This is a genomic window from Pseudoclavibacter terrae, assembly GCF_008831075.1.
In the GTDB taxonomy this organism is placed as follows: Bacteria; Actinomycetota; Actinomycetes; order Actinomycetales; family Microbacteriaceae; genus Pseudoclavibacter; species Pseudoclavibacter terrae.
This window is the reverse complement of the sequence record NZ_WBJX01000001.1, coordinates 1,177,985-1,202,250: the sequence shown is the minus strand read 5'-3', so window position 1 is coordinate 1,202,250 and position 24,266 is coordinate 1,177,985. Positions and strand designations below refer to the sequence as shown.

The following is a 24,266-nucleotide window of genomic DNA, read 5'->3' as shown; positions in this document are numbered from 1 at the left end:
CAGTCAAATGTGTCTGCGGTGTCTCAAACTGCGGAGAACCTGAAGGCGGGGCCCCGGCCGGTTGGCCAGGACCCCGCCCCGAGTACGCACCGCGCTTCAGTCAGCGCGGCAGCTCGGTCGACAGCTAGACGCGCGGCTTCTCGACGAGCTCAGTCGTCTCGATCTCGTCGCCGATCTGGATGTCGTTGTACTTGCCGAGGCCGATACCGCACTCGAAGTCCGTGCGGACCTCGGTGACGTCGTCCTTGAACCGGCGGAGCGAGTCGATCGCGAGGTTGTCCGCGATGACGATGCCGTCGCGGATGACGCGAGCAGTCGCGTTCCTCGTGATCGTTCCGCTGCGGACGATACATCCGGCGATGTTTCCGAACTTGGAGGAACGGAACACCTCGCGGATCTCGGCCACACCCGACTGGACCTCTTCGAACTCGGGCTTGAGCATGCCCTTGAGCGAGTTCTCGATGTCCTCGAGCGCCCCGTAGATGACCGAGTAGAACCGGACATCCACGCCTTCACGAGCGGCGCGCTCGCGCGCCTTCGTGTCGGGGCGCACGTTGAAGCCGATGATGATGGCGTTGTCGACCGTGGCGAGGTTGACGTCGGACTCCGTGATGGCGCCGACACCGCGGTGGATGATGCGCAGCTGCACCGAGTCATCCACATCGATCTTGAGCAGCGACTCCTCGAGTGCCTCGACGGCACCGGAGACGTCACCCTTGATGATGAGGTTGAGCGACTCGACCTTGCCCTCTTCGAGTGCACGGGTGAAGTCCTCGAGGCTGATGCGCTTGCGGGACTTCGCGAGGCTCGCGTTGCGCTCGACGGCTTCACGCTTCTCGGCGATCTGACGCGCGGTGCGGTCCTCTTCCGTGACGATGAAGGTGTCGCCTGCACGAGGAACGCTCGAGAGGCCCTGCACCTGGACTGGGCGCGATGGCTCAGCCTCGGTGACGACCTGACCGTTCTCGTCGAGCATGGCCCTGACGCGGCCGTACGCCGTTCCGGCGACGATCGGGTCACCCACGCGCAGCGTTCCCGACTGGATGAGGACGGTCGCAACCGCACCGCGTCCCTTGTCGAGCTTCGCCTCGATGGCGATACCGCGCGCCTCCTTGTTGGGGTTGGCGCGAAGGTCGAGACCCGCGTCAGCCGTGAGGAGGACGGCCTCGATGAGGCTGTCGATGTTGAGGTTGTTGCGAGCGGAGACGTCGACGAACATCGTGTCGCCGCCGAACTCCTCGGCGACGAGCCCGTACTCGGTCAGCTGCGCGCGGACCTTCGACGGGTTCGCGTCTTCCTTGTCGACCTTGTTGACCGCGACGACGATCGGCACGTTGGCAGCCTGGGCGTGGTTGAGCGCCTCGACTGTCTGCGGCATGATGCCGTCATCCGCCGCGACCACGAGGATCGCGATATCGGTGACCTGCGCACCACGGGCACGCATGGCCGTGAAGGCCTCGTGACCTGGCGTGTCGATGAACGTGATGGCGCGCTCGATGCCCTCGTGCTCGTGCCAGACCTGGTACGCACCGATGTGCTGCGTGATGCCACCGGCTTCGCCTTCGACGACGTTCGCGTTGCGAATCGCGTCGAGGAGGCGCGTCTTACCGTGGTCGACGTGACCCATGACCGTGACGACGGGCGGGCGGATCTCGAGGACGTCGTCTCCTTCGTCCTCTGCTTCCTGGTCGAGGTCGATCGAGAAGCCCTCGAGGAGCTCGCGGTCTTCGTCTTCGGGGCTGACGATCTGGATGCGGTAGCCGAGCTCCTCGCCGAGGACCTCGAACGTGGCCTCGTCGAGCGACTCCGTTGCGGTCGCCATCTCACCGAGGTGGAACAGCACCGTCACGAGGTCGCCTGGGCTGGCGTCGATCTTCTCAGCGAAGTCCGAGATGGAGGCACCGCGGCGCAGGCGGATCGGCGTCGAGCCGTCTCCGCGACGAACCTTGACGCCGCCGACGCTCGGGGCTTCCCTCATCTCGAATTCTGCCCGCTTCGTCCGCTTGGACTTGCGCGCCTTCGACTTGCCGCCGCCACGACCGAACGCTCCGGCCGTCGAACCGCGACCGCGGCCGCCGCCGCCCGGGCGACCTCCGCCGCCACCTGGACGCGGCGCGAAACCGCCACCGGCGCCTGGAGCGCCACCTGGGCGTCCGCCACCAGCGCCACCAGCGCCCGGACGACCGCCTGGCCGGCCCGCACCCGCGGGACGAGCACCCGGCAGGACGCGGGGCTGACCGGGACGCGGAGCTGCCGGACGGGGTCCGCCTGCACCTGCAGGACGGGGTCCGCCTGCGCCGCCCGGACGGGGTCCGCCACCGGCTCCGCCACCCGGACGCATGCCCTGGTTCGAGGCGAATGGGTTGTTGCCGGGTCGCGAACGACCCATCCCCTGGCTGGAAGCGAAGGGGTTGTTCCCCGGACGGGGTCCGGGGCGTGGGCCGCGGGGGCGCGGGATCGAGGGGCTTGCGCCGCCCTCAGCCTGGGCAGGCTTGGGGTCGCCGGGTGCAGCGGGACGCTGCGCGTTCGGCTTCGGTGCGCCGGCCTCAGCCGCGGGAGCTGCAGGAGCGGCGGGTGCGGGGGCCGCAGCCGGAGCTTCTGTCGCGGCCGGAGCGGGTGCTGGCTCAGGCTTGCGCTTCGGTCCGGGAGTCGGAGCCGAGGAGCCGGAGGACTTCTGCGCCGCAGCGGGAGCAGCTGGTGCGGCCGGGGCCGAGGGTGCGGAAGGTCCGGGCTTCGTGCCGGGGCGCACGCTCGATGGCGTCGCGCCACCGGGACGCGGGGCGCCTGGCTTCGATGCCGCGGGAGCCGCTGCCTGCGGCTGCGTGCCACCGGCTGCGTTGGTCTTCAGCGCCTCGCGAAGGCGACGGGCCACGGGGGGCTCGACGCTCGACGATGCGCTCTTAACGAACTCGCCCATGTCCTGCAGAGTCTTGAGGGCGGTCTTCGAGTCGACGCCCATCTCGCTGGCGATTTCGTGTACGCGTGGTTTTGCCACTTTTCTCCTGTCTGGGGCCCGCCCAAACAGGAGCGGACCATTAAAGTCGGATGTGCCTCATCGTGAGTCACTCATGATTAGTCCATGGTCCGATCAGCCTTTTCTCGTGGTAGGAGCAGTGCGTTCGCCCTGCTCCAGTGTGCTCGCGTGCCTGCTGAGCGCCTCGGTGTCCACCGTGCCGGTCTTGAAGGCCCGCAAGAATGCGCGCCGCTCGATCGCTAGCCTGGTGCACTCCGCGGTCGGATGGATCCAGGCTCCACGCCCTGGAAGACTCGCCGAGATATCGACTTCGAGGCTTCCCTGACGGAGCACAACCCTGAGGAGCTGACTCCGTGCGGAGCGCGAACGGCATCCAACGCACGTTCGTACAGACGACATACTACCCCTCTGCGCGCGCTTCGTCTCCGTCTTCGAGGATCGAGTCGGGCTGGATGTCGATTCTCGCCCCCGTGAGCTTGGCCGCGAGCCGTGCGTTCTGGCCCTCCTTGCCGATCGCGAGCGACAGCTGGAAGTCCGGGACGAGTGCTCGGACGGCCTTGGTCGCCCGGTCGATGACAAACGCGCTCGAGACCTTGGCGGGACTCAGTGCGCTGGCCACGAACGTCGGCAGGTCGTCCGAGTAGTCGACGATGTCGATCTTCTCGTCGCCGAGCTCGTTGGTGACGGCGCGGACGCGTGCCCCGAGCTCACCGATGCAGGCGCCCTTGGGGTTGATGCCCTCCTGCGTGGCTCGCACCGCGATCTTCGAACGGTGACCGGCTTCACGAGCCAGCGACACGATCTCGACGACGCCGCTCGCGATCTCGGGGACCTCGAGGGCGAAGAGCTTGCGGACGAGAGACGGGTGGGTGCGGGAGACGGTGATCTGGGGGCCCTTGCTGCCCCGCTCGACCTTCGTCACGAAGACGCGCAGTCGGCGGCCGTGCGAGTAGTCCTCACCTGGCACCTGCTCCTCAGGGGGCAGGATCGCCTCGACGGTTCCGAGGTCGACGTGGATCATGCGGGGGTTCGGGCCCTGTTGGATGACGCCGGCGATGATGTCGCCTTCGCGTCCGCGGAACTCGCCGAGCACCTTGTCGTCGCCGATGTCGCGGATGCGCTGGTTGATGACCTGCTTGGCTGCGAACGCGGCCACTCGCCCGAAGTCGTCGGCGGGGAGCTGGGCTTCGCCGATGATCTCTCCGTCTTCGTCGAGCTCGGGGACGAAGACGTTGACCTCACCGCTCTTGCGGTCGAGGTGCACCCGGGTCGAGGCCGGTGGCACGTCCTGGCCCAGTTCCTGCGAGACGTGCTTCTCGTACGCGGTCAGGATCGCCTGCTCGAGAATGCTGGCAAGTTCCTCAAACGGGATCTCACGCTCTCGCTCGAGAATCCTCAGGACAGCAAGGTCGATCTTCATGGCGCTCCCTCTATTCAGATGAAAGGACGAGTTTACCCCATGCGGGCAGACTCGTCCTCATGTCAGGCACGCGGGACGAGGCGATGCTCCGCCTCGTCCCGCGCCGCCCTCAGCTGGCGCGCTTGGACTGCAGGAGCGCCAGCACCTCGTCCTTGGCGACCGCGTCGCGCTCGTTCGTCCGGCGGTTCCACAGCTCGACCTGGCCGTCGGCGGCGCCCTTTCCCGCGATGACGATCCATGGAACGCCCAGGAGTTCCGCGTCTCCGAACTTGACGCCGGGCGAGACCTTCTTCCGGTCGTCGTAGAGCACGTCGAGGCCGGCGGCGTCGAACGCGGCGGAGAGCTCCTCTGCAACGGCGAACGGCTCTTCGTTGCGGCCGGTGGCGATGATCTGCACGTCGAATGGGGCCACCTGCTCGGGCCAGATGAGACCACGGTCGTCGTGGTTGGCCTCGGCGATGAGCGCGAGGTTCCGGGTCACGCCGATGCCGTAGGACCCCATCGTCACAGTGGTGAGCTTGCCCTGCTCGTTGAGGACCTTCAGCCCGAGAGCTTCCGCGTACTTGCGGCCGAGCTGGAAGACGTGCCCGATCTCCGTGCCTCGAGCCGTCGTGATGGCGCCGCTGCCGTCGGGGGCAGGGTCACCGTCGCGGACCTCGGCGGCGCCGATGCGCGCGTCGGCCGTGAAGTCTCGTCCGACGACCAGCGAGTGGACGTGCTTGCCGGCGATGTTGGCGCCGGTGATCCAGCTGGAGCCGTCCGCAACGGTCTCGTCGAGGAAGTACGCGACACCGGTGGTGGAGTCCTCGCCCAGCGCCTGCCCCTCGGCAGACCACGGTCCGATGTACCCGCGAACGAGACCAGGGTGCTTCGCGAAGTCCTCAGCAGTCGCGGCCTCGACCTCGGCAGGCTGAAGGGCCGTCTCGAGGCGCTTCATGTCGACCTCGCGGTCGCCGGGGATGCCGACGACGACCAGGTCGCGGGTGCCGTCCGTGTGGAGACGCGCCACGACCACGTTCTTGAGCGTGTCCGCTGCTGTCCAGTCGCGGCCCTCGACCTTCGGGACGACCGCGTTGGCGTGCGCCACGAGCGTCGCGATGGTGGGCGTGTCCGGTGAATCGAAGACGGTCGCGGCACCGGTCGAGCTCGGGTCCACGGCGGCGGGAGCCGGCGCGGAGTAGGCCTCGACGTTCGCCGCGTAGCCGCCGGGCGAGCGCACGAAGGTGTCTTCGCCGACGGGCGTCGGGTGCAGGAACTCCTCGCTCCGTGAGCCGCCCATCGCGCCGGCATTGGCAGCGACGATGACGTACTCGAGCCCGAGGCGGTCGAAGATGCGCTCGTAGGCGTCGCGCTGAGCCTGGTAGCTCGCGTCCAGTCCAGCGTCGTCGATGTCGAACGAGTACGCGTCCTTCATCGTGAACTCACGGCCGCGCAGCAGCCCAGCGCGGGGACGCGCCTCATCGCGGTACTTGTCCTGGATCTGGTAGATCGAGAGCGGCAGATCCTTGTACGAGGAGTAGAGGTCCTTGACGGCGAGCGTGAAGGCCTCCTCGTGTGTGGGCGCGAGCACGAGGGGCGCGCCCTTGCGGTCCTCGAGGCGGAAGATCCCGTCGCCGAAGTCGTCGAGGCGGCCCGTGGCCTCGTAGAAGTCTGCGGGCAGGATGCCGGGGAAGTGCACCTCCTGAGCGCCTGCCGCTTCCATCTCCTCGCGCACGATCTGCTCGATGCGACGCTTCACCTTGAGACCAAGCGGCAGCCACGCGAAGACGCCTGGCGCCTGGCGACGGATGTAGCCTGCGCGCACGAGGAGCCTGTGGCTGGCCACCTCAGCGTCGACGGGGTCTTCGCGGAGCGTGCGGACAAAGAGCTTGGAGAGGCGAGTAGTCACCCGGCCAATGCTAGTCCTGCCAGGGCCCACGCGCTGGCCGCGCTCGGCCCTGGCAGACGCCTGGCCGACCGCGGGCACCGATCTGCGTCACCAGGGCTTGTCGTACAGGGAATCGCCCTCGGTCTCACCGCGCTCCTGGTCGAGCTCGTCCTGGCGGTCCTGCTGATTCTCCTGCAGCTGCTCTTCGAGCTCGGTCATCTCCGGCGACTGCGTCGATTCCGGAGGCTCCTCCCCCTCGGTCGGCTCCTGCGCCTCCGACTGCTGCTGCAGCTTCTGCTGGATGCGCTCGCTCGACTCGACCGTCGGGGGCTCGAATTCGGTGGACGCGCAACTCGGGTCGCGGGCATCCAGGACTGCGAGGGCCTCCTGCCACAGGGCGACCGCCCCTGCGGTGTCGTCCTCGGCGAGGCGCGCATCGCCCTGCCGCTCGATCGTGATGGCCAGATTCGCGCGGATCGGGCACTGCTGCGGAGGCTCGGCCAGGGGCAGTGCCGCCTCGAGCTCGGTGCGTGCTTCGTCGAGCAGTCCAAGCTGGAGCATCGACGTGCCCGTGTTGTACGGGGCCTTCCAGCTCTCGAGGATGTTCACGAACTTCTGCTGCTGCGCGGAGTTCATGCTCCCCTCGTACTCGGAGTCGGCATAGAGCGACACCGTGCGGTCGGCGATGACCGACATGCTGATCAGCTTGGTCGCGAACGCGGCTGCCAGGAGCGCGAACGGGATGCTGACGAGGATGAACCTCCGCCTGCGCTTCGCGGCGGCACCGGCCATGGGCACCGCACCGCCCGCTTTCCTCCGACGAGGACTCATGCTGTTCCTCCCCTGGCCCTGCTGAGTTCGATGGAGTGCTTCACGGACTCCCAGACGTCTCGGAGCAGCAGGAGGAACGCGGCCGCGGCGAGGATCCAGTACACCTCGAACGCCGTCTCCGCGCTGCCGCCGGTCTGCGTCACCCTGGTGCCGTCGACCTCCGCGGGAACCACTTCCGTGCCCGGCTCGCGCACCTCGAGCGGCAGCGCGAGGTCGTCCGCGATGGTCTGCAGGGCGGCGGTGTCGATGACGGAGCGGGCCTGCTGGCCCTGTCCATCGAGGATGTAGCCCGACTCGTCCGTCGCGAGCGTGCCAGCAGTCTCCTTCATGGGCCCACCCTCCTCGGTGCCGTAGCCGAGCACGGCTCCCCCGGCCAGATAGCCTGCGACGGCGCTGAACGATTCCGGTTCCGTCTCGGCGGTCTGCTCACCGTCGCCCAGGTAGTACACGAGCCTCGCCCGCTCCGGCTCGGCCTCGGCGGCCGCTTCCAGCACGTCCTGGACCAGCGGCTCTGCGATGGAGATGGAGCTGCCGCGGGAGTACTGGGTGACCTCCGGACGCAGCGTCTGCAGCAGGGCGTCGAGCGCCGTCGTGTCGGCGGTGAACGGCAACCGCTGGACGGCGGCGGCATCGAAGGTCACGAGGCCGAACCTTGCCCCCTCGTGCGCGGCCGTCAGGGCTGAGATGTCCGCCTTCACGCCGTCGAGGCGCGGAGCGCCGTCCCAGTCCTCTGCGACCATGCTCGCCGTCGTGTCGACCACGAAGAGCACGTCGACCTCGCTCTGGAGGTTCGGGGCCGGAGCGCTGCCGACGCCAGGACGGAACGCGGCGACCACGATCAGGGCACAGGCGGCGAGGCGCAGGGCCCAGTTGACTCGCCGACGTCGATCGGATGCCCTGACGAGCGCGAAGACGCAGAAGCCGAGAAGGACCATGCCGACGAGTGCCAGGAGCACCGGGGGAAGTATGGGATTCCAGGTCATAGTCGAAGCCTCCAGGCCAGCACGACGTAGATGGATGCGAAGACGAGCATCAGCACGAGCCACACGTTCGGCCGGTCGGTGACGAGCAGCTGGGGCTGGCCGACCATGAGCGAGGTCTGCTCGCTCGTGATCTGGTCGACGATGCCGGACACGCTGGCCGGGTCGGTGAGCTTGAAGTAGCTGCCGTCCGCCTGCAGGATCGTCGTCCTGAACTGGTCGGCGAACGCATCCTCGAACTGGTTGGCATCGAGCGCGTAGATGGTGATCCCGCGCTCCTCCGTGTATTCGGCGGCCTCCGGGAACGAGACGAGCGGGTCGCCGTTCACCGCGTTGTCCGTCGCGAAGATGATGGAACGGGATCTTCCGTCATCGGCGGCCGGATCGTATTCGCCGAACGTCATCGCGCAGGAGGCAAGGCCATCGCCGACGAGGGAGGCGCCTGCAGCGCCCTGCGTGCCCTGGGCGAACGAGTACTCGATGTTGGATCCGCCCGAGGCCGACTCCATCTCATCCCGCACCTGCTGCAGCTGGGTCTCGACGAACGCGTAGTCGTCGGTCAGCGGGAAGAGCTGGACCGCCGTCGCATCCCACAGCATGAGCGACATGCGCTCCCCGTCGAACCCCTGGAGCATCTCGAGGTACCTGTCGAGCACCTCGACGTCGTAGTCGACCATGGAGCCGGAGATGTCGAGGCAGAGCACGATGTCGCGGTTGAACTTCTCCGGCGATTCGACGCGCTGGTACACCCAGCGGCCAGCCGCGACGCTCGTGACCGCGAGGAGGATCGCGAGGACGACCCCGACCGCGGTCATGAGACTCGAGTACCTGAGCAGCGCCCGTCGGTACGCCGGAAGCCTCGTGAGCCGCCTGGAGTTGGCGACGGGGATCGCGCCAGACCGCCCACGCTTGCGAGCACGCCACCAGGCGATGGCCGCGACGGCTGCCGCTACTGCGATCAGCGACAGGCTGACCCACCACATTGCTATCGCCATGTCGCGATCACCTCCCGCGCGGCTGCGATCCCGGCCTCCGTGCCGCTCGGATCGTGCGCCCCGAAGACCATCGGGTAGTACTGGCCGACCGTGTGCGAGACCCCGCGCAGCTCGGTGCGCCTCAGGTCGGTGAGCGTCATCTTGTCCGCCGGAACGGTCGAGACGGCAGCGACGAAACCACGGACGAGCACGCTCAGCTCCGCGTGGGCCCGTCGCGGCGTCAGCTCGCCAGCCGCCGCACGGCGCGCGACCTCGTCCACGCGCTCGAGATACTCCTGCTGCAGCGCATGGACCGGCGGCCTCGCAGGAGGGAGCACCGGGGCTGCCTTCGGCGGGCGCGGTCGAGTCAGGAAGACCACGAGGAAGTAGTAGGCGACGATGGACGCCAGGATCAGGAAGCCGAGAACCAGCCAGAACTGCGCGTAGTCGATGACGGGAACGACGGTTCCCTCCGGCGGTTGGACATCAGCGACGAACATTCGCCCTCGCCTTCAAGAGCGCAAGGAGTGTCGGCGCGACCTGCTGCTCGCTCGCGATCTCCGCGTACGACACCGCGTTCGCCTCGAACGTGCGCTCCATATCGAGCGCCCGTTTCTGCTCGGCGTACTCGAACTCGCGCTCGAGGAGCCGGTCCCCGCCGAAAAGGCTCGGCATGGCCCAGTTCCCCTCCACGTCGAAGGCCAGCTCGCCACGGGTGCCGCGCTGATGCGGTTCCGCGTCCGTGATCTGGAGCCAGACGATCTCATGCTGCGCCGCCAGCCGGCGCACGAGCGCAGCACGTTCCTCGTCCCAGTCGAACTCGTCCGCGATCACGACGAGCAGCGCGCGGTGCCTGACCGTGAGACGGACTCGGTCGAGGACCGCGTTCATATCGCTGGTCGCTGTCTCGAGTCCAACCGTGTCGTAGACAGCGTGCAGCATCCGCTCGAGCGCGGACGACGTGCTGCGGAACGGGAGCTGCCTGATGCCGTCGGAGCTACCCGTCACGAGACCCACGTCGTCACCATGCCGGATGGCGAGATAGCCGAGAACGCCCAGCGCCGTGACCAGCACCTCCCTCTTCGGCTCGCCGCTCGCCGAGATCGCCGCCATGTTGCGGCCGCCATCGACGGCGAACAGCACACGGTGGCGACGCTCGGCGACGTAGCGCTTCACGAGGGGGTGCCCCGCTCGCGCGCTCGCCTTCCAGTCGATGTCCTTGATCTCATCTCCCGCCACGTACTCGCGGAGATCGTCGAAATCCATGCTGCGACCCCGCAGATGCGAGGCGTACTGGCCGTCGAGCAGGTGCAGCACGCGCCTTCGCGCGTGCAGGAACATCTTCGACTTCACCTTCGCGAGAAGGGGGCGTTCGCTCGACATGGTCACGGAGTTCGGACAGCCCCGAGCACCGCGTCGATGATCTGCTCGACGCGCACACCCGTGGCATCCGCCTCGAAGCCGAGGATGATGCGGTGGCGGAGGATGCGGTGCGCCAGTCGGCGGACGTCCTCGGGCACGACATGGTCGCGGCCCTGCAGGAGCGCGACTGCCCTGGCGCCCTTGGCGAAGTTGATCGAGGCGCGCGGCGACGCGCCGACCTCGACAAGCCTGGCCAGCTCCGGGCCGATGTACTCACCGGCGTGACGCGTCACGTAGACGAGCCCGACGATGTACTCCGTGATCGCCTTGTCGACGTACACCCGTGACGTCAGCTCCTGCAGCCGCGTCACGTCCTGCAGCCCCACCGCGGCTGGTTCCCCATGCTCGAAGACACCCTCGTCGATGCGACGCAGGATCTCGGCCTCCTCAGCTGGGTTCGGGTACTCGAGCACGTCCTTGAGCATGAAGCGGTCGAGCTGCGCCTCAGGCAGCACGTAGGTGCCTTCCTGCTCGATGGGGTTCTGCGTGGCGATCACGAGGAACGGATCGGGCAGCGGGTACAGCGTGCCTCCGATCGTGGTCTGGCGCTCCTGCATCGCCTCAAGCATCGCGGACTGCGTCTTCGCGCTCGAGCGGTTGATCTCGTCGAGCAGCACGAAGTTCGCGTGGACGGGCCCGAGCTGGGTCGAGAAGCGGTGCTCCGCGGCATCGTAGATCTGCGTGCCGACGATGTCCGACGGCAGGAGGTCCGGCGTGCACTGGATGCGACTGAACGACCCACGGACCGATTGCGCGAGCGTCTGGGCTGCCGTCGTCTTCGCGAGGCCGGGAACCGACTCGAGGAGGACGTGCCCCCCGGACATGAGCCCGACGAGCAGCGTCTCGCGCAGCTGCGTCTGGCCGACGACCTTGTGTGCGAAGGCCTGCGAGACGGCCCCGATGGCACGCCCCGCTTCCTGGAGCTCCTGCTGGCTGAGCTTGAGCTGCTGACCGCCGACAATCGTCACGGATCCTTCTTCCTGCGGCTGGACACGCCTGCCGACTCTACTGATCTCGTCTCGGGCACTTCAGTGATTCGCAAGGGAAAGCGTAGTGACACCGTGCGGCACTCACGTTCAGCCTCCCGCGAGTCTTCCTCGAACGGCTACTCGAAGAGTCGGATCGGGTTGACGATGTCGACATAGATGAAGAGGGCGCTCATCGCCATGAGGCATCCCGCGATCACCAGGGTGACGGGGAGCAGCTTGGCCGTGTCGAACGGACCAGGGTCGGGGCGACCGAACAGCTTGGCGAGCCGTCGGCGGACACCGTCGATGAGCGCGGCGAGCACGTGTCCGCCATCGAGGGGCGGCAGCGGGACGAGGTTGATGACGCCGAGCGCGATGTTGACGGACGCGACCAGCTGCACGATGGTCGCCACCCGATCGACGACGGGGATGCTGCTCTCAGCCGCCACCTCTCCTGTGATCCGTCCGACCCCGACAACGCTCATCGGGCCGTTCGGGTCTCGCTCGGCGCCCCCGAAGCCGGCGTTCCACATCTCGACGATGCGCTCGGGGATCGTGATCAGGAAGTTGCCGACGGCGCGCACGTTGGCCTCGGCCATCGTGAATGCGTAGAGCGGCGACTGCCTGATGCGCTCCTGCGTCGGCGTGATGCCGACGAACCCGACTTCCTGCGTCACGAACGAGCCGTCCGCGGCTTCGACGCGTGCTCCCGTCAGCTCGTCGAGCTCGTAGACGGTGTTGACGCGTGGCGTGAGCTCCACCTGCAGCTGCTCACCCGCGCGATCGACCCCGACGGAGATCGGCTCGCCCGGGCTCACGCGGATGGTCTCCTGGAGGAGGTCCCAGCTGTCGGTGGCGGTGCCGTCAACGCTCGTGATCCTGTCACCGGGGAGGAGTCCGGCCTCGAAGGCGGGTGCCGGCGTCGCGCACGCCTCACCTGGCTCAGGCGCCACCGAGCCAGCCGGGACGACGCACTCGTAGACCGTGCCGACCGTCGTCGACGGCTGGTAGAGCCCGAATCCGGAGCAGACGATCATGAAGCCGAGGATCGCGATGACGAAGTTCATGGCTGGCCCACCGACCATGATGACGATGCGCTTCCAGACCGGGAGCGCCGCGTACGTCCGCGACTCCTCCCCCGGCAGCACCCCTTCCGCGGACGCGAGCCTGGCGTCGTCGATCATGCTCGACATGAACCCGGTCCCGCCCGTGCGCGCGGCCTGTCCCGCCTTGGCGGGCGGGTACATGCCGATCATGGCGACGTACCCGCCGAGCGGGATGGCCTTCACGCCGTATTCCGTCTCGCCCCGCTTGCGCGAGAAGAGCGTCGGCCCGAACCCCACCATGTACTGCGTGACGCGCACCCCGAAGCGCTTGGCGGGGACGAGGTGGCCGACCTCGTGGAGCGCGATAGACGCGGCGAGGCCGATGACTGCGGCCAGGACGCCGACGATGAAGAGCAAGACTGATTCCACGGGGGTCAAGCGTAGACCCGCCTTGTCGCTCGCATGCTGTCGATCTGCCCTGCCCGCCGGGCCGCGCGCGCACCGGTGCTGCGAGTCGCCCACCGCGTAGGCTTGCCCGATCATGAGCGAAGCATCAACGCTGCACGCTGCAGCCGCCGTCGAACTCGCCGTTGTCGTCCGTTCTGGGTTCATCGAATCCAGGCACGTCGGCGCTGCGGTCCTGACCAACCCGGACGCGACGATCCGTGCCGAGCTCGGAGACGGGCATCAGCCGGTGTTCCCACGCTCGACCCTCAAGCTCTTCCAGGCGCAGACCGCGCTGGCGCTCGGCGCTCGGCTGACGGACGAGCAGACGGCGATCGCCTGCGGCAGCCACTCCGGTTCCCCCGCTCACGTCGCACACGTGCGGGAGATCCTGCACGCCAGCGGGCTCGACGACCGGGCACTCGCCTGCCCCGCTTCCTGGCCCCGAGATCGTGCATCCAGAGACGCGCTCGTCCGCGCCGGCGAGGCATCCTCCCCGGTGTACATGGAGTGCAGCGGCAAACACGCTGCGATGCTGGCGGCCTGCGTCGCCCAGGGGTGGCCGACGGAGGGGTACCTGGCGGCAGATCATCCGCTCCAGGTGGCCGTCAAGGACACGGTCGAGCGCATGACCAGGGAGCGCCCGAGCGCGGTCGGTGTCGACGGATGCGGCGCGCCGGTCTTCGCCGTCAGCCTCGTCGGTCTCGCGGCGGCGGCGAGCCGGCTCGCCACGGCCAGTCCGTCCTCCCCGTTCCCGCTCTTCAAGGCGGCAGCCGCCGTGTGGCGCTCGGTGCTCTCCAACGGCTGGCTCCTCGAGGGCCACGGGCGCCCGAATTCCCTGGTCGTCTCCGAGCTCGGTGTGCTCGCGAAGTCCGGCGCTGAGGGGGTCCTCATCCTCGCCGCGCCGGACGGCACCGCGGTCGCGATGAAGATGCTCGACGGCTCCAGCCGTGGAACGACGCTCGTGGGTCTGCAGCTGCTCGTCGCGGCGGGTGCCGTCGATGTGGGCCGAGTGCAGCAGCTGCTGCCGCGGCTTGGGCTCGAGGTCATGGGCGGTGGCGTCCTCGTGGGCGAGATCATGGTCGGCAGCGGAGTTCCGACGAGCCTCTAGGGGCCGCTCAGGGACCTCTCCTGGTCCGACCAGCGGATGCGTTCCAGCACGCCTCGACTGTGGCGCAGGACCGCGCTGCGCGACGCGTCGACGATCAGCGGCGGCAGAGGATCGCCTCTGAGGAGTGACCGGTGCTCGGCGGGGGTCACGCCGGACAGCAGCACACGGTGCTCGGCGGAGAGCCTCGACAGGACCCCGAATCGACCCTGCCACGTCTCGAGGTCGCCGATGACAGCTCGCTGAACGCTTCCCGGCTCCGAGCCGCCTCGCTCGGGGTGTCCACGAGTTGCGGGTGTCACCGCACCCCAGTCCGCGAGATCCGTGCAGACGAACCCCCTTGCCTCGAGGATGCGCCGTATCGTGGCAGGCTGGCGAGCCACCACGAGCAGCTCTCGGTCGCTCTCGCCGTGGATCAGGTCGAGTGGATCCGTCGCATCCTCGGCGTCACGACCACGGTTGCCGATCGGCTGGGACGCCTGTGCGACCTGGCAGGCTCTCCCATGCCAGACCGCCCGCCCCGCGGGGGCATCCGCGTCGTGCTCCGACGACTGCCCGCCCGCCATGACGTACGCGCTGCGATCACCACCGACCAGGCGGAGCGTCTGGGCAGCGGAGGCGACAATCGCCGCTGTCCCGCCCGTCACCCGACTCAGCGAGAACGCGACGGCCGGTGAGCAGGATGCGGAGGCCTTGATGAGGCGCACGAGGCGCTCGGTCATGGCGGTGCGGTGCGGCTCCTCCACCCCGGCGAGGAGCGCATCGATGTCGTCGACGAGCAACAGGCCCGGGCCCGCAGCGAGGTCTGCGGCAATCAGCTGGTCCCAGGCCGGCTCTGGATCCGCGGCCAGGACGGTCACCCACCCGACGACGGAGTCGGGCTCCGAGCGGGCCGACTCCACGAGCGCCGTGAGGCAGCCGGTCTTCCCGGTTCGAGGCCCTCCGATGACCGCCATCGCGCCGAGATGCGGGTCGAAGCGTGCGGGGCGCTGCTCGCGAGCCTCGGTGTCGTCGCTCAGCCCGAATGCGAGACCCGGGCCGTGCGCCGTGAGTGCCGCGAGCGTGATCCGCGTGGGAAGAGCGGGCAGCCACGGCCGCTGCGGAGGTGGATGGCCGAGGTGAGCTTCCCGCTGGACGGCCGCGTCGACGAAGCCTGCGACAGCCGGGCGGTCTCGATGCCGCACCTGGACTTCTGTGATGCGGTTGTCTCGCGCGACCAGGGCGAGCCCGGGTGAGTCGACGGGCAGGCGCGCGGCGGAGGCGGTGCCGATCAGCGCGGTGCTGTCCGCGTCCGCGACCACGCGGAGGCAGATGCGGATGCTGCAGTTGGCAAGCGTCGTCGCTCGGACGGCGACCGCCGGCTGCTGGGCGCACAACACGAGGTGCATCCCGAGGCTCCTCCCCCTCGCTGAGATGTCCGCGAATACGGAGTGCAACTCGGCACCGGCGTCCACAAGCGCCTGGTACTCGTCGACGATGACGACTAACCGGGCGAGGCCGGGCACCTGTCCGATGTGAGTCGCACCGGCGGCGCGGAGCGCACGTTCACGCTCGCGGAGCTCGGCACGCAGGCTGACCGCGGCCCGCTGCGCCTCGGCAGCGTCCAGATCGGTCACGATGCCGACGCAGTGCGGGAGTTCGGCCAGAGGGTCGAACGTCGCGCCGCCCTTGAAGTCGAAGCACAGCACCTGCACCTCCCGAGTGGATCTCGTCTCGGTCAGCGCCAGCACCCAGGTCACGAGCAGCTCGCTCTTGCCGGACCCGGTCGTGCCCCCGATCACCGCGTGCGGGCCGTCGGCGACGAGGTCGACGCCGAAGAGCCTGGTGTCGTGTGCGCCGAGTGTGCCGAGGTCGGCGTACAGGCCGGCGCCGCTCGGCCTCGTCGGCCCGGCAGCGGCTGGGCTCGTGATCGACGCTGGACGTCTCGGTTCTCCGGAGTCCTGCCCATCGTTGCCCGCTTGACCAGCCCCGTCGGAACGGCTCGGACCGGAGGCGCGAAGCTGCTCCGCCGTCACGAACCTGGGCCGCAGCGTGACGTGACGACCGTTCTCGAGCACGACGCTCGCGGCTGAGGCGTTCTGCACATGGACGCGAACCGGGGCCGCGTTCGACGACTCGCCGTCTCGAGCTCCGGAGAGGTCGAGGAGCAGCCCGCCATCGGGCACCTGCGCATCAGCCCATCTCCACGGGCGACCGAGTGCGGAGAGCTCCTCGGCCAAGGCCGGCTCGGAGGCGTCGCCACAGATGCGAACCTCGCCCGCGCACGCCGCATGCTGGACGAGCAGCGCGCGTGATGCCGCGAGAACCAGGCTGGTGCTCCCGGTGATCTCGAACGTCGCACCGGGTCCGAAGACGGGAGCGTCGTCGAGCGTGAGGACGTGATCGAGACGCGCACGTACGTCTTCTGGGAGGTGCCGCAGCTCCCCGGACATGGGGACACGCACACGCACCGATCCTGATCCGAGGCAGAAGCGCTCCTGCAGCTCCAGAGGGGGCGCGCCACGAGCGGTGCAGGGCTCTGCAGCGAGGGCCTCCAGCCTCCGCAGCTCGTCCGAGGCGAGCGCCCGAGCCTGCTGGATGCATGCGTCGAGCTCGCGATCGAACACGGCTTGCGCCCGCCTGTGCTCGGCGCTCGCCTGACGTCTCGACTCCGCGTAGCTTGCTGTCGCCATGACGGGACCGAGCAGGGCGAATGCAAGCATGGCGGGTGAGCCCAGAAGCAGCCAGAGCAGGATCGCGACGAAGACCGGAGCCGAGGCCATGATGATGGGAAACGCCACTCCCCTCAGATCGGGGACGGGCGCGGGCAGGGACAGGACGGGCTCGATCAGCCGGGGCCCTGCCTGTTCGTCCGATCGCCCGTGAGACCCCTCAGTCGTCACGTCCTGCAGCGGCTGCTTCCGGCTCATCGGACCACTGTTCGACGACAGCGAGCCAGGGCGGAACCACGCACCGCTCGACGAGCCAGGCGACGCTTGAGGCAAGCGGATCGTCCGCTCTGATCTCGAGCGCTCTCTTCGCGAAGGCCGCCGCGGCGCTCGACCTCCCCGAGGCCCATTCGAGCCAGCTCATGCTGGCAAGGAGCACGGGTTCATCGTCGAGGTCGACGAGTTCGGCGAGACGTCGCAGGACCGCGGCGGCCTGGCGAACACGCCGGCGGGAGAACTCGGGCAGAGGTCGGTGCGCGTCCTCCTCGCCCATCACCGTGCTCCAGACCGGCGCCAGCGAGAGCAGGTCGGCGTGCGCGCCGAACCCGATCGTCACGAGGAGCAGCTCAGAGGTGTGGCGGCCCCGGAGCATGCAGAGCAGATGTGCGAGTTCCGCGTCTGTCGGTGCAGCGCGGAACGTGTCAGGAGCGAATGCCATGAGCCACCGCTGCCGCATCGACGGCAGGTCGTCCTCACCCTCGTGGTGCTGCCAGTGTCGCTCATCCTCGTCCGCGAAGCGCAGCCTTGTGGTCACGGACGCGGGCGTGATGAGCGACTCGTCGCCCGGCTTCGCCGTCGCCCGCACCCACTCCTCCTGTGCGCCGAGCGGGCGCGGGCCGATGTCGCAGCAGTCGGCGTCGTCGCACCCGTAGACGCCCCAGGCGTCGGCAGCTCGGCAGATGCAGGCGGCAAGCTCGATTCCTGCGCGGTCCGCCGCTGCGACAAGCTCCTCGGCAACCACCCAGAAGGGTGGCCGCGGACCAGACCCGAAGGGCAGGTCCGGGCACAGGACGAAGACGACTCGCTCGATGCTCCTCAGGTGCGACAGGTGACCGATCACGGCATTCGCGTAGGCGGCCGCACCCGCTGATGACGGTTCCGGTACCTCCGGCAGATCGAAGCGGAGGACCACTCCTCCCCGTTTCCCGCTGAGCGGTATGGCGACAAGTGAGCCGACCGGTGAGTAGCCGAGGAGACGAGGCACGGCGTCGAGAATCTGCTTCGGTGTGCTGAGGCGAATCTGTTGCATGCCCAGAAGCTAGGCCCCACGTCAGCCGTGCGGTTCGGTGGTGACCGCGGTTGTGGACAGCGAGCGTTTCACACGCCTGTGACGACGAAGTGAACAGAGCACGGCACGCGGAAGACGATCCGCGTGCCGTGCTCGGAGACCGGACGAGTGTCCAGCCCCGTCAGTGCTGAGAAGGGGGCTGCTGGCCGTACGGCTGCTGGTTCTCGGGGGCGCGACCGAGCGGCGGCTGCTGAACGGGCGGCTGCCCGTACGGCTGCTGCGTTGGTGCCTGTCCGTACGGCTGCTGACCGTACGGCTGCGCCGGAGCCTGACCGTACGGCTGCTGGCCGTTGGACTGCGCCGGAGCCTGACCGTATGCCTGCTGGCCGTTGGGCTGGGCCGGGTTCTGTCCGTACGGCTGCGCGGGGGCCTGTCCGTAGCCGGACTGCACCGGTGCCTGTCCGTACGCCTGTCCCTGTGGCCCCGGCCCATAGCCGACTGCGCCCTGGGGCTGGCCGTACTGGCCACCCAGGTTCATGAGTGCCGGGTTCCAACGCGAGCTGTCGAAGCCGATGATGGCGAGCCACACGATGGGGAGGAAGATGTAGAGCAGCACCCAGACGCCGCTCTTGCCGAAGCCGAGACCGATGCGGTAGGCGGCGATGGCCATGAGCACGACGAGGGCGATGTTGACGCCGGGGATGAAACCGACGAGGACCCACCAGCCGGGGAAGCCCGCGGCTTCGACGAACGTCCACGAGTTGTAGACCGGAACCCAGGCCTTCCAGGCCTCGATGCCCATCTTCGTGAACACCTTCGACATGATCCACGAGGTGAGCGCGTACGCGCCGAGCACGAGGACGAGCCACAGGAGGATCCCGAGGGCGCCGATACCGGCAGCGGCCTGATCGCCGTAAGCGATGATTTCCATGGAGGAGTCACTTTCTGATATTCAGTCGACGTCTGCGTCGAGCGCGGGGAGTGCGCATGAGCCAGAAATCGCAGACATGGTACAAAGTAGCGGCGTTTCAACGACTTTGTCGATGGGGAGCGCTCCCCTGCGCGCCTGGCGTCGGAAGCGCTGCTGCCGGCGACGGGCGGCTCAGAGGCCTTCCGGCACGATCAGCCGCGCGGCGCCCGGTCCTGTTGGTTCGAGTTCCCAACCGGCCTCGCGGCAGAAGTCCGCCAGCTCTTCCGCATCCCGCAGCGCCGCTGCCCGGTCAGGCTGCGACGACGCGCGCGTGATGAGACCGCGCGTGAAGAGGCCCTTGCCTCGTTTGTTGAAGTGGTTGAGTGAGCGCACGGTGCCGTCTGCCGACCTCGAGACGACATCGATGGACACATGCCGCTCAGCGGCCTCGACGGGTCCGAGCGCGGCGTACGCCTTCGATCGGAGGTCGACCACAAGCCCCCTGTGCGCCGACAGCGCCTGACTCGCCGCTGGAGCCCAGCGGCGAGGTGCAGCGACACCGCCGAGCCGTGACGCCGCAGAGAGCCGGTAGGCGGGAATGCCTTCTCCCCCGCCGACGAGCCCGAACAGAGCGGAGTGGACCGCCACATGGTGCGCCGCCCAGCTCAGCTGGGGCGCGGTCAGGGTCGGGGCGTCGAGGGCGTCGTACAGCACACCCGTGTACCGGAGCAGCGCCGGCATGCGAGGGGCTGAGCGCAGGGTGCGGTTCCTGTTGAGCTCGATCTCTGCCTGCTTCTCGGAGATCTTGAGCACCTTGCGGGCGGTCTCGCGGTCGTGCGAGAGGCTGTGCAGCTCACTGGCGACGAGCTCCCGCGTCGCCGCGAATGTCTCCGGCCAGCTGAGCCCGCCTGCTTCCGGGCTCTCGACCAACTCCCCCGTGAACGCAGCGTTGCCGCCGTCCCGTTTTGTTTCGGACGGCGGCAACAGCAGCAGGAGACCTTCGGTCACTCCCCGGAGACGAGTTCAGCCTCGCCGGCGACGACCGTGACGACGTCGCTGTTCACCGAGAGGAAGCCGCCCTCGGCGTTGGCGACGATCTTCGATCCGTCGGAAGCCGTGATGCGAACCTGTCCGGCACCCAGGGCTGCGAGCACAGGCTCGTGGCCGGAGAGGATTCCGATCTCGCCCTCGGAGGTGCGGGCGACGACCATGGTCGCGCTCCCCTCCCAGACGAGCTTGGTTGCTTCGACGACCTTGACGGTCAGTTCGCCTTTGCCTGCCATGACTATGCGTTGTCCTTCTGCATCTGCGCCCACTTCTCTTCGACGTCGTTGATTCCACCGACGTTGAAGAAGGCCTGCTCGGCGACGTGGTCGAAGTCGCCCTTGGCGATGGCGTCGAACGACTCGATGGTCTCCTTGAGCGGAACCGTCGAACCCTCGACACCAGTGAACTTCTTCGCCATGTAGGTGTTCTGCGAGAGGAACTGCTGGATACGGCGAGCACGGGAGACGGTGATCTTGTCTTCCTCGGAGAGCTCGTCGACACCGAGGATCGCGATGATCTCCTGCAGTTCCTTGTTCTTCTGAAGGATCTGCTTGACCTCGGTCGCGACGCGGTAGTGGTCGGCGCCCAGGTAACGGGGGTCGAGGATGCGGCTCGTCGACGTGAGCGGGTCGATGGCCGGGTAGAGGCCCTTCGACGCGATCTCTCGCGAGAGCTCCGTCGTGGCGTCGAGGTGGGCGAACGTCGTCGCAGGGGCCGGGTCGGTGTAGTCGTCAGCAGGCACGTAGATGGCCTGGAGCGACGTGATCGAGTGGCCACGCGTCGACGTGATGCGCTCCTGGAGCACACCCATCTCGTCGGCGAGGTTCGGCTGGTATCCGACGGCGGACGGCATGCGGCCGAGCAGCGTGGAGACCTCGGAACCGGCCTGCGTGAAGCGGAAGATGTTGTCGATGAAGAGGAGCACGTCCTGCTTCTGCACGTCACGGAAGTACTCGGCCATGGTGAGGGCCGAGAGGGCGACGCGCAGTCGCGTTCCCGGCGGCTCGTCCATCTGGCCGAATACAAGCGCGGTCTTGTCGAAGACGCCTGCTTCTTCCATCTCGTAGATGAGGTCGTTGCCCTCACGCGTGCGCTCGCCGACACCGGCGAACACCGAGACGCCGCCGTGGTCCTGCGCGACGCGCTGGATCATCTCCTGGATGAGGACGGTCTTGCCGACGCCGGCTCCACCGAAGAGGCCGATCTTTCCACCCTGGACGTACGGGGTGAGCAGGTCGATGCTCTTGATGCCGGTCTCGAAGAGCTCGGTCTTCGACTCGAGCTGGTCGAAGGCCGGGGGCTCGCGGTGGATGGGCCAGCGTTCGGTGATCTCGTAGGGCTCCGAGATCATGGTCTCGTTGAGCACTTCACCGGTGACGCTGAAGACCTTGCCCTTGGTGACGTCGCCGACGGGCACCGAGATGGGGGCGCCGGTGTCGCGGACTTCCTGGCCGCGGACGAGGCCGTCGGTCGGCTTGAGCGCGATGGCGCGGACGAGGTCGTCGCCGAGGTGCTGAGCGACCTCGAGCGTGAGCTTGAGCGACTGGTCGCCGAGGCTGACCTCGGTCTCGAGCGCGTGGTAGATGCCGGGGATGGCGTCATGCGGGAACTCGATGTCGACAACGGGACCCGTGACACGGGCGATCCGGCCGACACCGGCCGGAGCCGTCGTGTCTTCCCTGTCGGAGACGATGTGCGTCGTCATGTCTTGTCCTTTTCTTGCGTGTTCGCGCGGTTATGCGGTTGCGAGCGCGTCCGCGCCGCCCACGATCTCGGAAATCTGCTGCGTGATCTCTGCCTGGCGCGCGTTGTTCGCGAGCCTGGTGTAGTCGCGCACCAGGGTGTCTGCGTTGTCGGAAGCCGCGCTCATCGCGCGCTGGCGGGCAGCGTGCTCGGATGCGGCGGAGTGCAGCATGGCGTTGAAGAGGCGCGCCTGGATGTAGTCGGGAAGCAGTGCGTGGAGCACCGTCTCCGCATCCGGCTCGAACTCGTACAGCGGGAGCAGCGGGGCCTCTTCTGCGACGTCGTCGCTTTCGACGACCTCGAGCGGCAGGAGCCGCACGACGGTCGGCGTCTGCGTGACCATCGACTGGAACCGGTTGTAGACGTAGTGGATCTCCTCCACGCCGCCGTCCTCGAAGGGAATCGTGAACCGTTCGACCAGTGCCTCGCCGAGCTCCTTCGCGGTCTGGAAGACCGGGAGGTCCGTCGAGCCTGTCCACTGCTTCTCGCTCGCGCGCTTGCGGAAGGCGAAGTAGCCCACCGCCTTGCGCCCGATGAGATAGTGGACGACTTCCTTGCCTTCTGACTCGAGCTGGTTCGTGAGGCCCTCGGCCTCGCGAAGCACGCTCGACGAGAAGGCTCCGTTGAGGCCTCGGTCGCTCGTGAAGACGACGACCGCGACGCGGCGCACCTCTTCACGCTCGGTGACGAGGATGTGATCGATGTCCGTGTAGCTGGCCACTGCCGAGACTGCCTCGGTGATCGCCTGCGCGTACGGGTTCGACTCGGCCATGCGTTTCCGCGCCTTGGTGATGCGCGAAGTGGCGATCAGCTCCATGGCGCGGGTGACCTTCTTCATCGTCTGGGCAGACTTGATCTTCTGCCGGTAGACCCGAAGTTGTGCTCCCATGCTTCTCCTGTGCTCGTCGTCGAAGTCGTCGAGGGCGCCTAGCGGCGCTTCTTGACGATCTTCTCCTGCTCGATCTCGTCAGCGGCGACCTGTTCGGCGCTTGCGACGAGCGGAGTTCCGTCGTTCTTGAGGTACGTCTTCACGAAGGCGTCGACACCGTCGGCCATGGCCTTCAGCGTGTCGTCTTCGAGCTTTCCGCTGTCGCGGAGGAGGCCGAGGACGTCGGTGTTGCGCTCGAGGTACTCGAGGAGCTCGCGCTCGAAGCGCAGCACCTCGTCGACCGGGACGAGGTCGAGCTTGCCGTTGGTGCCGGCCCAGATCGCGACGACCTGCTGCTCGACGGGGTACGGCGAGTACTGCGGCTGCTTGAGGAGCTCGGTGAGGCGTGCGCCACGCTCGAGCTGCTTGCGCGTCGTCGCATCGAGGTCGGATGCGAACATCGCGAACGCCTGCTGCGAACGGTACTGGGCGAGCTCGAGCTTGAGCGTTCCCGAGACCTTCTTGATGTGCTTCTGCTGCGCGTCGCCGCCGACTCGTGAGACGGAGATTCCGACGTCGACCGCGGGACGCTGGTTGGCGTTGAAGAGGTCGGACTGCAGGAAGATCTGGCCGTCGGTGATCGAGATCACGTTGGTCGGGATGTACGCGGAGACGTCGTTGGCCTTCGTCTCGATGATCGGAAGACCGGTCATCGAGCCTGCACCCATCGCGTCGGAGAGCTTCGCGCAGCGCTCGAGGAGGCGGGAGTGCAGGTAGAACACGTCACCCGGGTAGGCCTCGCGGCCCGGCGGGCGGCGCAGGAGGAGCGAGACGGCGCGGTAGGCCTCAGCCTGCTTCGACAGGTCGTCGAACACGATGAGGACGTGCTTGCCCTCGTACATCCACTGCTGGCCGATGGCCGAACCGGTGTACGGGGCGAGGTACTTGAAGCCTGCGGGGTCGGATGCGGGAGACGCGACGATCGTCGTGTACTCCATTGCTCCGGCGTCTTCCAGCGCGCCCTTGACGGAGGCGATGGTCGAGCCCTTCTGGCCGACGGCGACGTAGATGCAGCGAACCTGCTTGTTGACGTCGCCCGACTCCCAGTTGGCCTTCTGGTTGATGATGGCGTCGATCGCGATGGCCGTCTTGCCGGTCTGGCGGTCGCCGATGATCAGCTGGCGCTGGCCGCGGCCGACGGGGATCATCGCGTCGATGGCCTTGATGCCGGTCTCGAGCGGCTCGTGCACCGACTTGCGGTCCATGACGCCCGGCGCCTGGAGCTCGAGGGCGCGGCGACCGGAGGTGGCGATCTCGCCGAGTCCGTCGATTGCGTTCCCGAGCGGGTCGACGACGCGGCCGAGGTAGCCGTCGCCGACTGGGACGGAGAGCACCTCGCCGGTGCGGCGGACTTCCATGCCCTCGACGATGCCCTGGAACTCGCCGAGGACGATGACGCCGATGCTGCTCTCGTCGAGGTTCTGGGCGAGGCCGAGCGTTCCGTCGGCGAAGGTGATGAGCTCGTTGGCCATGACGCCAGGGAGACCCTCGACGTGCGCGATGCCGTCCGAGGCGTCAACCACGGTGCCGACCTCGGTCGCCGTGGCGCCTTCCGGACGGTATGAGGAAGCGAACTGCTGAAGCGCGTCGCGGATCTCATCCGGATTGATTGTGAGTTCTGACATGTTCTTCCCTTGTCGTCCGGGGCCTCGCCCCGAGAGTTTCAGT

Annotated in this window: 20 protein-coding genes; 1 reads left to right on the top strand and 19 read right to left on the bottom strand. The window is 68.0% G+C overall.

Features of this window, described 5'->3' with window-relative positions; translation table 11 throughout:
• Nucleotides 1-124 precede the first annotated feature (124 nt).
• From infB to F8O03_RS05505, 11 genes are all read right to left on the bottom strand, one after another.
• Nucleotides 125-2,995, bottom strand: a complete 2,871-nt coding sequence (gene infB, locus F8O03_RS05555; protein ID WP_151422929.1) for a translation initiation factor IF-2 — start codon at nucleotides 2,993-2,995, stop codon at nucleotides 125-127.
• 93 nt (nucleotides 2,996-3,088) lie between these two features.
• The gene (locus F8O03_RS05550; RefSeq protein ID WP_104312130.1) at nucleotides 3,089-3,373 is read right to left on the bottom strand and encodes a YlxR family protein; all 285 of its coding nucleotides are present in this window, start codon (nucleotides 3,371-3,373) and stop codon (nucleotides 3,089-3,091) included.
• A 1-nt stretch (nucleotide 3,374) separates the two neighbouring features.
• Nucleotides 3,375-4,394, bottom strand: a complete 1,020-nt coding sequence (gene nusA / locus F8O03_RS05545; protein WP_104253463.1) for a transcription termination factor NusA — start codon at nucleotides 4,392-4,394, stop codon at nucleotides 3,375-3,377.
• Nucleotides 4,395-4,503: 109 nt separating this feature from the next.
• Nucleotides 4,504-6,282 carry a proline--tRNA ligase gene (locus tag F8O03_RS05540; protein ID WP_151422928.1) on the bottom strand — a complete coding sequence of 593 codons (1,779 nt, stop codon included), beginning with the start codon at nucleotides 6,280-6,282 and terminating at the stop codon, nucleotides 4,504-4,506.
• A gap of 87 nt (nucleotides 6,283-6,369) precedes the next feature.
• Nucleotides 6,370-7,092 carry a hypothetical protein gene (locus F8O03_RS05535; protein WP_146079150.1) on the bottom strand — a complete coding sequence of 241 codons (723 nt, stop codon included), beginning with the start codon at nucleotides 7,090-7,092 and terminating at the stop codon, nucleotides 6,370-6,372.
• The gene (locus tag F8O03_RS05530) at nucleotides 7,089-8,075 is read right to left on the bottom strand and encodes a VWA domain-containing protein (RefSeq protein ID WP_151422927.1); all 987 of its coding nucleotides are present in this window, start codon (nucleotides 8,073-8,075) and stop codon (nucleotides 7,089-7,091) included. Before F8O03_RS05530 ends, F8O03_RS05535 begins: the two co-directional genes overlap by 4 nt.
• On the bottom strand, nucleotides 8,072-9,067 hold the full coding sequence (locus F8O03_RS05525) for a vWA domain-containing protein (protein WP_151422926.1): 996 nt from the start codon (nucleotides 9,065-9,067) through the stop codon (nucleotides 8,072-8,074). The genes F8O03_RS05530 and F8O03_RS05525 overlap by 4 nt, the downstream gene beginning before the upstream one ends.
• On the bottom strand, nucleotides 9,058-9,546 hold the full coding sequence (locus F8O03_RS05520; RefSeq protein ID WP_151422925.1) for a hypothetical protein: 489 nt from the start codon (nucleotides 9,544-9,546) through the stop codon (nucleotides 9,058-9,060). Before F8O03_RS05520 ends, F8O03_RS05525 begins: the two co-directional genes overlap by 10 nt.
• Nucleotides 9,533-10,429 carry a DUF58 domain-containing protein gene (locus F8O03_RS05515; protein ID WP_151422924.1) on the bottom strand — a complete coding sequence of 299 codons (897 nt, stop codon included), beginning with the start codon at nucleotides 10,427-10,429 and terminating at the stop codon, nucleotides 9,533-9,535. The genes F8O03_RS05520 and F8O03_RS05515 overlap by 14 nt, the downstream gene beginning before the upstream one ends.
• Nucleotides 10,430-10,431: 2 nt before the next feature.
• Nucleotides 10,432-11,370, bottom strand: coding sequence for an AAA family ATPase (locus F8O03_RS05510; protein WP_244295980.1), 939 nt, complete (start codon nucleotides 11,368-11,370; stop codon nucleotides 10,432-10,434).
• A gap of 203 nt (nucleotides 11,371-11,573) precedes the next feature.
• The gene (locus F8O03_RS05505; protein ID WP_244295928.1) at nucleotides 11,574-12,911 is read right to left on the bottom strand and encodes a M50 family metallopeptidase; all 1,338 of its coding nucleotides are present in this window, start codon (nucleotides 12,909-12,911) and stop codon (nucleotides 11,574-11,576) included.
• 112 nt (nucleotides 12,912-13,023) lie between these two features.
• Here F8O03_RS05505 and F8O03_RS05500 point away from each other — a divergent pair, with 112 nt between their 5' ends.
• Nucleotides 13,024-14,037 (top strand): asparaginase, encoded by a 1,014-nt coding sequence (locus tag F8O03_RS05500; RefSeq protein WP_151422922.1) that lies wholly within the window; start codon nucleotides 13,024-13,026, stop codon nucleotides 14,035-14,037.
• Here F8O03_RS05500 and F8O03_RS05495 read toward each other — a convergent pair.
• The 8 genes from F8O03_RS05495 to atpA all read right to left on the bottom strand — a co-directional run bounded on the left by F8O03_RS05495 (nucleotide 14,034) and on the right by atpA (nucleotide 24,223).
• A complete protein-coding gene (locus tag F8O03_RS05495; RefSeq protein ID WP_151422921.1) occupies nucleotides 14,034-16,943 on the bottom strand; it encodes an FtsK/SpoIIIE domain-containing protein in 2,910 nt (969 codons plus the stop codon). The two genes, F8O03_RS05500 and F8O03_RS05495, sit on opposite strands and share 4 nt — an antisense overlap.
• Nucleotides 16,906-17,991, bottom strand: a complete 1,086-nt coding sequence (locus F8O03_RS05490) for a DUF4192 family protein (protein WP_151422920.1) — start codon at nucleotides 17,989-17,991, stop codon at nucleotides 16,906-16,908. Before F8O03_RS05490 ends, F8O03_RS05495 begins: the two co-directional genes overlap by 38 nt.
• A gap of 160 nt (nucleotides 17,992-18,151) precedes the next feature.
• Nucleotides 18,152-18,901 carry a DUF5684 domain-containing protein gene (locus tag F8O03_RS05485; RefSeq protein WP_151422919.1) on the bottom strand — a complete coding sequence of 250 codons (750 nt, stop codon included), beginning with the start codon at nucleotides 18,899-18,901 and terminating at the stop codon, nucleotides 18,152-18,154.
• A 171-nt stretch (nucleotides 18,902-19,072) separates the two neighbouring features.
• Entirely contained in the window at nucleotides 19,073-19,888 is an 816-nt protein-coding gene (locus tag F8O03_RS05480) for a YaaA family protein (RefSeq protein WP_151422918.1), read from the bottom strand.
• On the bottom strand, nucleotides 19,885-20,163 hold the full coding sequence (locus F8O03_RS05475; protein WP_104253476.1) for a F0F1 ATP synthase subunit epsilon: 279 nt from the start codon (nucleotides 20,161-20,163) through the stop codon (nucleotides 19,885-19,887). Before F8O03_RS05475 ends, F8O03_RS05480 begins: the two co-directional genes overlap by 4 nt.
• Nucleotides 20,164-20,165: 2 nt before the next feature.
• On the bottom strand, nucleotides 20,166-21,632 hold the full coding sequence (atpD, locus tag F8O03_RS05470; protein WP_104253477.1) for a F0F1 ATP synthase subunit beta: 1,467 nt from the start codon (nucleotides 21,630-21,632) through the stop codon (nucleotides 20,166-20,168).
• Between the two features lie 30 nt (nucleotides 21,633-21,662).
• A complete protein-coding gene (locus F8O03_RS05465; protein ID WP_151422917.1) occupies nucleotides 21,663-22,559 on the bottom strand; it encodes a F0F1 ATP synthase subunit gamma in 897 nt (298 codons plus the stop codon).
• 38 nt (nucleotides 22,560-22,597) lie between these two features.
• Nucleotides 22,598-24,223, bottom strand: coding sequence for a F0F1 ATP synthase subunit alpha (gene atpA, locus F8O03_RS05460; protein WP_104253479.1), 1,626 nt, complete (start codon nucleotides 24,221-24,223; stop codon nucleotides 22,598-22,600).
• Between the last annotated feature and the right edge of the window lie 43 nt (nucleotides 24,224-24,266).

Coding starts and splice junctions, on each gene's coding strand:
- F8O03_RS05550 (WP_104312130.1), bottom strand. CDS start 3,373: ATGTCGTCTGTACGAACGTGCGTTGGATGCCGTTCGCGCTCCGCACGG.
- nusA (WP_104253463.1), bottom strand. CDS start 4,394: ATGAAGATCGACCTTGCTGTCCTGAGGATTCTCGAGCGAGAGCGTGAG.
- F8O03_RS05535 (WP_146079150.1), bottom strand. CDS start 7,092: ATGAGTCCTCGTCGGAGGAAAGCGGGCGGTGCGGTGCCCATGGCCGGT.
- F8O03_RS05530 (WP_151422927.1), bottom strand. CDS start 8,075: ATGACCTGGAATCCCATACTTCCCCCGGTGCTCCTGGCACTCGTCGGC.
- F8O03_RS05525 (WP_151422926.1), bottom strand. CDS start 9,067: ATGGCGATAGCAATGTGGTGGGTCAGCCTGTCGCTGATCGCAGTAGCG.
- F8O03_RS05520 (WP_151422925.1), bottom strand. CDS start 9,546: ATGTTCGTCGCTGATGTCCAACCGCCGGAGGGAACCGTCGTTCCCGTC.
- F8O03_RS05515 (WP_151422924.1), bottom strand. CDS start 10,429: ATGTCGAGCGAACGCCCCCTTCTCGCGAAGGTGAAGTCGAAGATGTTC.
- F8O03_RS05500 (WP_151422922.1), top strand. CDS start 13,024: ATGAGCGAAGCATCAACGCTGCACGCTGCAGCCGCCGTCGAACTCGCC.
- F8O03_RS05495 (WP_151422921.1), bottom strand. CDS start 16,943: ATGAGCCGGAAGCAGCCGCTGCAGGACGTGACGACTGAGGGGTCTCAC.
- F8O03_RS05490 (WP_151422920.1), bottom strand. CDS start 17,991: ATGCAACAGATTCGCCTCAGCACACCGAAGCAGATTCTCGACGCCGTG.
- F8O03_RS05485 (WP_151422919.1), bottom strand. CDS start 18,901: ATGGAAATCATCGCTTACGGCGATCAGGCCGCTGCCGGTATCGGCGCC.
- F8O03_RS05475 (WP_104253476.1), bottom strand. CDS start 20,163: ATGGCAGGCAAAGGCGAACTGACCGTCAAGGTCGTCGAAGCAACCAAG.
- atpD (WP_104253477.1), bottom strand. CDS start 21,632: ATGACGACGCACATCGTCTCCGACAGGGAAGACACGACGGCTCCGGCC.
- F8O03_RS05465 (WP_151422917.1), bottom strand. CDS start 22,559: ATGGGAGCACAACTTCGGGTCTACCGGCAGAAGATCAAGTCTGCCCAG.
- atpA (WP_104253479.1), bottom strand. CDS start 24,223: ATGTCAGAACTCACAATCAATCCGGATGAGATCCGCGACGCGCTTCAG.